The 1,793-nt window shown below is 50.6% G+C and carries 15 tRNA genes; all 15 read right to left on the reverse strand.

Annotated elements, in window-relative coordinates:
• Positions 1–61: 61 nt before the first annotated feature.
• Positions 62–134: transfer RNA gene (locus tag V7266_RS26355), tRNA-His, on the reverse strand.
• 6 nt (positions 135–140) lie between these two features.
• Positions 141–225, reverse strand: a tRNA-Tyr gene (locus V7266_RS26360).
• A gap of 27 nt (positions 226–252) precedes the next feature.
• Positions 253–328: transfer RNA gene (locus V7266_RS26365), tRNA-Phe, on the reverse strand.
• A gap of 46 nt (positions 329–374) precedes the next feature.
• Positions 375–451 (reverse strand) — tRNA-Asp (locus tag V7266_RS26370).
• Between the two features lie 3 nt (positions 452–454).
• Positions 455–528, reverse strand: a tRNA-Met gene (locus V7266_RS26375).
• 179 nt (positions 529–707) lie between these two features.
• Positions 708–800, reverse strand: a tRNA-Ser gene (locus tag V7266_RS26380).
• 13 nt (positions 801–813) lie between these two features.
• Positions 814–890 (reverse strand) — tRNA-Met (locus V7266_RS26385).
• Positions 891–908: 18 nt separating this feature from the next.
• Positions 909–981: transfer RNA gene (locus V7266_RS26390), tRNA-Ala, on the reverse strand.
• A gap of 23 nt (positions 982–1,004) precedes the next feature.
• Positions 1,005–1,081, reverse strand: a tRNA-Pro gene (locus V7266_RS26395).
• 6 nt (positions 1,082–1,087) lie between these two features.
• A tRNA-Arg gene (locus tag V7266_RS26400) sits at positions 1,088–1,161 on the reverse strand.
• 19 nt (positions 1,162–1,180) lie between these two features.
• Positions 1,181–1,269, reverse strand: a tRNA-Leu gene (locus tag V7266_RS26405).
• Between the two features lie 5 nt (positions 1,270–1,274).
• A tRNA-Gly gene (locus V7266_RS26410) sits at positions 1,275–1,349 on the reverse strand.
• 23 nt (positions 1,350–1,372) lie between these two features.
• Positions 1,373–1,457, reverse strand: a tRNA-Leu gene (locus V7266_RS26415).
• A gap of 37 nt (positions 1,458–1,494) precedes the next feature.
• A tRNA-Lys gene (locus tag V7266_RS26420) sits at positions 1,495–1,570 on the reverse strand.
• Positions 1,571–1,720: 150 nt separating this feature from the next.
• Positions 1,721–1,793 (reverse strand) — tRNA-Thr (locus V7266_RS26425).

Below are 1,793 nucleotides of genomic sequence, written 5' to 3' on the forward strand. Positions count from 1 at the left end.
GATTTCACTTTTTTCCTTTATAGAACCTAGTTATGTCCCAGCCTCTTTACCTTTGCGATAGGGCGGCTGATGGGAATCGAACCCACGAATGTCGGAACCACAATCCGATGCGTTAACCACTTCGCCACAACCGCCATTTATGGTGGAGGGGGACGGATTCGAACCGCCGAACCCTGAGGGAGCGGATTTACAGTCCGCCGCGTTTAGCCACTTCGCTACCCCTCCATATATGACACTAAGCATAAACTATTGTGGTGGCTCAGGACGGAATCGAACCGCCGACACAAGGATTTTCAGTCCTTTGCTCTACCGACTGAGCTACTGAGCCACACATTATATATATCAACAGCAGCGTTAGCTTACTGGGATAAAAATGGCGGTCCGGACGGGACTCGAACCCGCGACCTCCTGCGTGACAGGCAGGCATTCTAACCAACTGAACTACCGGACCATATTGCGGGGACAGGATTTGAACCTGCGACCTTCGGGTTATGAGCCCGACGAGCTACCGGACTGCTCCACCCCGCGATAGTAAAAATTATTAATTTTGGAGTATGCTCCAAGGTTTGTTACTGACTGTCCCCATCTCAGAAAGCTTAATCAAGCAGCAGCTCGATGGGTACAACTCGCAGTTTATTCATTGAAGCAACGCTCGTTGCTCCACCCCGCGATAGTAAAAAGTATTAAATTTCAACCAGAAAATAATATGGCGGAGGAAGAGGGATTCGAACCCCCGCGCGGTTTAACCCGCCTGTCGGTTTTCAAGACCGATCCCTTCAGCCGGACTTGGGTATTCCTCCGTAAAACACTATATGGTAGCGGCGGAGGGGATCGAACCCCCGACCTTACGGGTATGAACCGTACGCTCTAGCCAGCTGAGCTACACCGCCATTTTTATAGTTAATAAGTGGAGCCTAGCGGGATCGAACCGCTGACCTCCTGCGTGCAAAGCAGGCGCTCTCCCAGCTGAGCTAAGGCCCCATAATGTTAATATCCACTTAGACTGGTCGGGAAGACAGGATTCGAACCTGCGACCCCTTGGTCCCAAACCAAGTGCTCTACCAAGCTGAGCTACTTCCCGTTAAAGTGCGCCCTGAGAGATTCGAACTCCCGACCTTTTGATTCGTAGTCAAACACTCTATCCAGCTGAGCTAAGGGCGCATATAGTATTAATCTAAAATGGTGCCGAGGACCGGAATCGAACCGGTACGGTAGTCACCTACCGCAGGATTTTAAGTCCTGTGCGTCTGCCAGTTCCGCCACCCCGGCACTTTTGGAGCGGAAGACTGGATTCGAACCCGCGACCCCCACCTTGGCAAGGTGGTGTTCTACCACTGAACTACTTCCGCAATATGAAACTTTCTAAAAACGTTGGTGCGGGTGAAGGGAGTCGAACCCCCACGCCTTGCGGCGCCAGATCCTAAGTCTGGTGCGTCTGCCAATTCCGCCACACCCGCATAGATGACAGGTTGTTTTACCTTTACAAAAAAAAACTGGTGAGCCATGAAGGACTCGAACCTTCGACCCTCTGATTAAAAGTCAGATGCTCTACCAACTGAGCTAATGGCTCATACTAAGATGATTTCTACAAGCTATTTTGTGGTAAGTCAGATGCTCAAAAGAACTCACGTTCTTTCTCGCAGATTGCTCGCAGAAGCTGAATCACAGATGTCTGCAATCTGCTCTACCAACTGAGCTAATGGCTCGTACAAAGAAAAAGTGCCGGCGAGAGGACTTGAACCCCCAACCTACTGATTACAAGTCAGTTGCTCTACCAATTGAGCTACCCCGGC

The organism is Neobacillus drentensis (genome assembly GCF_036965645.1).
GTDB classification, from domain to species: Bacteria; Bacillota; Bacilli; order Bacillales; family Cytobacillaceae; genus Neobacillus; species Neobacillus drentensis_D.